The following is a 6,000-nucleotide window of genomic DNA, read 5'->3' as shown; positions in this document are numbered from 1 at the left end:
CTGTAAGAGCGGAACCAATAGCAGCCCTGACCGAAATAACGGATATGCACACACCACAAGCGAGCAAAAAAAAGCCCCGCGACCGAATGACGGCACGGGGCTAAAAATTGGCTGGATGCGACCAACCAAAGGAGCTCTTTAAGTCAAATCACTTGGCACTGGCAATCGTGGTACTCGGCTGCCACCCACCGCCCAACGCCTTGTAGATCGCGACGATCCCACGATACAGATCCACCTCGGCCTGAGCCTGGGAGTCCTCGGCGGCCAAACGCTCACGCTGCGCGTCCAGCAACACCAGGAAGTCCACCGTCCCTTCGCGGTAACGAATCTCCGCCAGATCCGCAGCAGCCCGGCTCGACTCACTCTGACGAATCAGCGAGACCAACCGCTGCTGGCGTTTGCCGTAATCACTGAAGGCATTCTCCGATTCTTCCAGCGCCAACAGCACCTGCTGCTCATAAGTCGCCAGGGCGCCATCCGCTTCGGCATCCGCACCACGCAACCGAGCCCGCACGCTACCCAGGTCAAACGCCGCCCAGGTAATGCTCGGACCCAGCGACCAGGCATTCGCCGCCGCCGACCCAATCTGCGAACCCCGCCCAGCGGTAAACCCGAGGAACCCACTGAGGCTCACCCGCGGAAACAGATCAGCCTTGGCCACCCCAATCCGCGCCGTGGCGGCTGCCAACTTACGCTCGGCACTGAGAATGTCCGGACGACGTTGCAGCAGTTGCCCCGGATCACCAATCGGCAACGCCTTGGCAATCGCCGGCAAATCTTTCGGGCTCAAATCCACGCTCAACTTGTCCGGCCGCTCACCGAGCAGGGTAGCGATACGATTACGCTCGCGAACTTCCTCGGCCTGCAGTTGCGGCACACTGGCTTCTACAGCCGCCAGCCGCGCATCGGCCCGCACCACATCGAGCTGATCGCCCACACCGGCGTCCCGCAGGCTGACGGTGATACCGCGCGAATCCTCCTGGTTCTTCAGGTTGGCCACCGCGATTTTCTCGCGCAGTTGCGCGCCCCGCAGTTGACCGTAAGCGTCCACCAGCTCGGCAATCATCGTGACTTGCAGTTGATACAGGTCTGCCTCGGCAACCTGTTGGTCAGCGTCGCTGGCCTCCAGGTTGCGGCGGATGCGGCCGAACAAGTCCACTTCCCAGGCCATGTCCAGGCCCAGGTCATAACGCTCACTGTTGACGCGTTTGGTGGTCTGGCCCGGAATCTGGCCTTTGCCCACGTCGCTGCTGGCGCGGCTGGTGATCACCGGCATCACGTCATTGGCAGCGTCGTCACGAATCGCCCGGGCTGCCCGCAGGCGGGCAAATGCCACCCGCAGGTCACGGTTACCGTTCAGGGACTGAGTCACCAACTGGTTAAGGGTCGGGTCCTCGAACTGTTGCCACCAGATGCCTTCGAACTTCGCGTGGTCGTACTGCTTGGCGTCGGCGGCGGCCGTTACGTTGGCCGCCTCCAGTGGCTGGGTTTTATAGTCCGGGCCCACGGCACAGGCGCTCAGCGCCAGTACCAGCAAGCTCGGCAAAAATACTTTCACGCTCATTGCTGTGTCTCCAGCTTCAAGGCCTTGGCCGCTTTGCGCGCTTCACCGCGTTCAACAAACCGGCGGATCAGTACATAGAACACTGGCGTCAGCAGCAGACCGAAGAAGGTCACGCCGATCATCCCGGAGAACACCGCCACACCCATGGCATGGCGCATCTCGGCACCGGCACCGCTGGACATCACCAGAGGCACTACACCCATGATGAAGGCGAACGAGGTCATCAGGATCGGCCGCAGACGCAGACGGCAGGCTTCCAGTACCGCAGCGAGCGGATCGAGGCCTTCCTGCTGTTTATCCTTGGCGAACTCGACGATCAGAATCGCGTTCTTACAGGCCAGGCCCACCAGGACGATCAGGCCGATCTGGGTAAAGATGTTGTTGTCGCCGCCAGAGATAATCACCCCGGTGATGGCCGACAACAGGGTCATCGGTACGATCAGGATCACCGCCAGTGGCAGGCTCCAGCTTTCGTATTGGGCGGCCAGTACCAGGAACGCCAGCAGTACGCAGAGCGGGAACACGAACAGCGCAGTGTTGCCCGAGAGGATTTGCTGATAGGTCAGGTCGGTCCACTCGTAGGTCATGCCGTTGGGCAGTTCGTCTTTCAACAGTTTCTCGATCGCCGCCTGGGCCTGGCCGGAGCTGTAGCCCGGTGCGGCGTTGCCGTTGATCTCGGCGGTGATGAAGCCGTTGTAGTGCATCACGCGGTCCGGGCCCGAGGTGTCGCTGACCTTGATGAAGGTCGCCAGGGGAATCATCTCGCCTTTGTTGTTGCGCACTTTCAGTTGGCCGATCTGGTCTTCATCCTGGCGGAACTGTTGCTCAGCCTGCACGTTGACCTGATAGGTGCGCCCGAAGCGGTTGAAGTCGTTGGCATACAACGAGCCCAGGTAGATCTGCAGGGTGTCGAAGATGTCGCTGATCGCCACGCCGTGGGTCTTGGCCTTTTCGCGGTCGATGGCAGCATCGACCTGGGGCACGTTGACCGTGTAGCTGGTGAACAGGCCGAACAACTCAGGCACGCCACGGCTCTTGGTAATGATGTTCTGCACTTCTTTGTACAGCTCGTCGTAACCCAGGTTGCCACGGTCTTCGACCTGCAGGCGGAACCCGCCGATCGTACCCAGGCCCTGTACCGGCGGCGGTGGGAAGATCGCCATGTAGGCTTCCTGGATGCTGCTGTACTTGCCATTCAGTGCACCGGCAATCGCACCGGCAGACAGGCTCGGGTCTTTACGCTCATCGAACGGCTTCAAGGTCACGAACACGATGCCGTTGTTCGGGCTGTTGGTAAAACCGTTGATCGACAAGCCGGGGAAGGCGATCGCACTTTCCACGCCGGGCTGTTTCATGGCGATGTCGGACATGCGCTTGATCACGTCTTCGGTACGGTCCAGGCTCGCGGCGTCCGGCAATTGCGCGAAGGCCACCAGGTATTGCTTGTCCTGGGCCGGTACGAAACCGGTCGGCGTGTGGGCAAAGCCCATCCAGGTCAGGACCATCAGGCCGGCGTACAGGAACAGCGCGATACCACTGCCGCGGATCACCCGGCGTACCGTGCCGACGTAACCATGGCTGGCCTTGTCGAAGAAGCGGTTGAACGGTTTGAACAACCAGCCACCCAGCATCCTGTCGAGGAACCTGGAGAACCCGTCTTTCGGAGCGTTGTGGCCTTTGAGCAATACCGCTGCCAGTGCGGGCGACAGGGTCAGCGAGTTGAACGCCGAGATCACGGTCGAGATCGCAATGGTCAAGGCGAACTGCTTGTAGAACTGGCCGGTCAAGCCGCTGATAAATGCCGCTGGAATGAACACCGCACACAGTACCAGCGCGGTCGCGATGATCGGGCCGGTTACTTCGCTCATGGCCTTTTCAGTGGCCGGGAACGGTTCCAGGCCCAATTCGATGTTCCGTTCGACGTTCTCCACCACCACGATGGCGTCGTCCACCACGATACCGATCGCCAACACCAGCCCGAACAGCGACAGCGCGTTGAGCGAGAAGCCAAACAGGTGCATCACCGCAAAGGTACCGATCAACGATACCGGCACCGCCACCAATGGAATGATCGACGCACGCCAGGTCTGCAGGAACAGGATCACCACCAGCACCACCAGGATCAGTGCTTCGAACAGGGTGTGAACCACGGCCTCGATGGAGCCACGTACGAAGACGGTAGGGTCATAGGCGATGCGGTAATCCATGCCCTCGGGGAAGCTCTGTTTCAGCTCCGCCATCTTGGCGCGCACTTCATTGGAGATGTCGATTGCGTTGGAGCCCGGGCGCTGGAAGATCGGGATCGCCACGGCCGGCTGGTTGTCGATCAACGAGCGCAGGGCGTACTGGCTGGAACCCAGCTCAACCCGTGCAATGTCCTTCAAACGCGTGATTTCGCCGTTGGCGCCGGCACGGATGACGATATTCTCGAACTCTTCCTCAGTGACCAGTCGGCCCTGGGTGTTGACCGATAGCTGGAAGCTGGTGTCATTCGGCGCAGGTTGCGCGCCCAAGGCACCGGCCGCCACCTGGCGGTTCTGTTCGCGAATGGCCGTGACCACGTCGGTGGCGGTCAGGTTGCGCGAGGCGGTCTTGTTCGGGTCCAGCCACACACGCAGGGAGTAATCGCCCATGCCGAACAGCTGCACATCACCCACGCCGCCCAGCCGTGCCAGCTCATCCTTGATATTGAGGATCGCGTAGTTGGACAGGTACAGCATGTTGTAGCGCTGGTCGGGGGAGGTGATGTGCACCACCATGGTCAGGTCGGGAGAGGCCTTGTCCACGGTAATACCGATGCGCGTCACTTCCTCGGGCAGTTTGGGCTGAGTCCGGGTTACCCGGTTCTGCACCTGCACCTGCGCGTTGTCCAGGTCGGTGCCCAGGGCGAAGGTGATGGTCAGGGTCAGCTTGCCGTCGGCGGTCGACTGCGAGGACATGTACAGCATGTTCTCGACGCCGGTGATGGCTTGCTCCAGGGGCGCGGCCACGGTTTCACCGATGACCTTGGGGTTGGCGCCCGGGAAGTTGGCACGGACCACGACGGTCGGCGGCACCACTTCCGGGTATTCACTGATCGGTAGCTGGAACAGTGAAATCGCGCCGGCGATCAGGATCAACAGCGACAGCACCGCTGCGAAGATCGGCCGCGAAATGAAGAACTTGGAAAAATTCATCTTGAGTCGTATCCCTTAACCGCGTGGAGTCGCTGTACTTGCGAGCTTGGGCGCGGCTTTATCCGGCGCCACTTGCTCCAGGTTGCTGGCTTCAAGCGCTTGTCGTTGTTGTGCCAAGGCGGCGAGGGTTTCCTTGCTGGCCATCGGGATGGTTTCCGGTGCAACCGGCGATCCCGGGCGAACGCGCTGCAAACCCTTGACGATGATCGTGTCGTCCTTGGTCAGGCCGCTGCGCACGATGCGCAAACCTTCGATCTTCGGACCCAGCTCCACCGCGCGGTAGGCAGGCTTGTCGCCGTCCATCACCAGTACGAACTTCTTGCCCAGGTCGGTGCCCACGGCTTCGTCGCTGATCAGCACGGCGGAGTAGGTGCCACTGCCTACCAGTTTCAGGCGCGCATACAGGCCTGGGGTGTATTCGCCCTTGCTGTTATCAAACACGGCGCGACCACGAATGGTGCCGGTGGCCGGGTTGACCTGGTTGTCGACGAAGTTCATCTGGCCCAGGTGCGGGTTGCCGTCTTCATTGGACAGGCCCAGGTACACCGGGGTAGTCGCGCCACGGCGACCCTGGCGCGCGAGTTCGGTGTACTTGAGGTACACACGTTCATCGGCGTCGAAGTAGGCGTAGACCTTGTCGGTGGACACCACGCTGGTCAGCGCGGTGACATCGGCGGTCACCAGGTTGCCGGCGGTGATCTCGGCACGGCTGACGCGGCCGCTGATGGGCGAACTGACACGGGTGAAGCTCAGGTTCAGCTTGGCCAGGTCCAACTGCGCCTGGATGCCGGCGACAGTCGCATGGGCTTCCTGGGCGGCGGTGGTGCGCGAGTCGGCCAGCTCGGCGGAGATCGCATTGCTCTGGCGCAGGCGTTCGCCGCGCTGGGCTTCGTTATCGCTGCGGGTGGCGGCGGCCTTGGTTTGTGCGAGTTGTGCTTCGAGGCGGCGCACTTCGGCCTGGAATGGGCGTGGGTCGATCTGGAACAACAGGTCGCCTTTCTTGACCAAGGCACCTTCGGTGAAGGCGACCTGATCGATCTGGCCCGACACGCGCGGACGGATCTGCACGGTTTCCGGCGCTTCGAGCCGGCCGGTGAATTCGTCCCACTCATTGACCGGTTGTTCCAGCACCTTGGCCACGCTGACGTGGCTTGGTGGCATGGCGGCTGCCTGTTCGGGCGCTTTGCCGCAGGCGCTCATCACCATCACGGCCAAAATGGCCAAGGGATAGCGCAAATGTTTGAGTGACTGTTCCATGAG

3 protein-coding genes are annotated in these 6,000 nt (G+C 61.6%); all 3 read right to left on the bottom strand.

Translation table 11 applies throughout. From position 1 onward, the window contains the following. Positions 1-148: 148 nt before the first annotated feature. The 3 genes from HX811_RS25930 to mexE are packed head-to-tail and all read right to left on the bottom strand — an operon-like array spanning position 149 to position 5,997. Positions 149-1,564, bottom strand: coding sequence for an efflux transporter outer membrane subunit (locus HX811_RS25930; RefSeq protein WP_102604616.1), 1,416 nt, complete (start codon positions 1,562-1,564; stop codon positions 149-151). Further along, positions 1,561-4,740 (bottom strand): efflux RND transporter permease subunit, encoded by a 3,180-nt coding sequence (locus HX811_RS25925; protein ID WP_003210869.1) that lies wholly within the window; start codon positions 4,738-4,740, stop codon positions 1,561-1,563. Before HX811_RS25925 ends, HX811_RS25930 begins: the two co-directional genes overlap by 4 nt. A gap of 15 nt (positions 4,741-4,755) precedes the next feature. Next, the gene (mexE, locus tag HX811_RS25920; protein ID WP_008433857.1) at positions 4,756-5,997 is read right to left on the bottom strand and encodes a multidrug efflux RND transporter periplasmic adaptor subunit MexE; all 1,242 of its coding nucleotides are present in this window, start codon (positions 5,995-5,997) and stop codon (positions 4,756-4,758) included. Between the last annotated feature and the right edge of the window lie 3 nt (positions 5,998-6,000).

The sequence above is a fragment of the Pseudomonas sp. F8002 genome (assembly GCF_013385495.1).
In the GTDB taxonomy this organism is placed as follows: Bacteria; Pseudomonadota; Gammaproteobacteria; order Pseudomonadales; family Pseudomonadaceae; genus Aquipseudomonas.
Note: the sequence above shows the minus strand (reverse complement) of the source record. Positions and strands in the feature narration are given on the sequence as shown.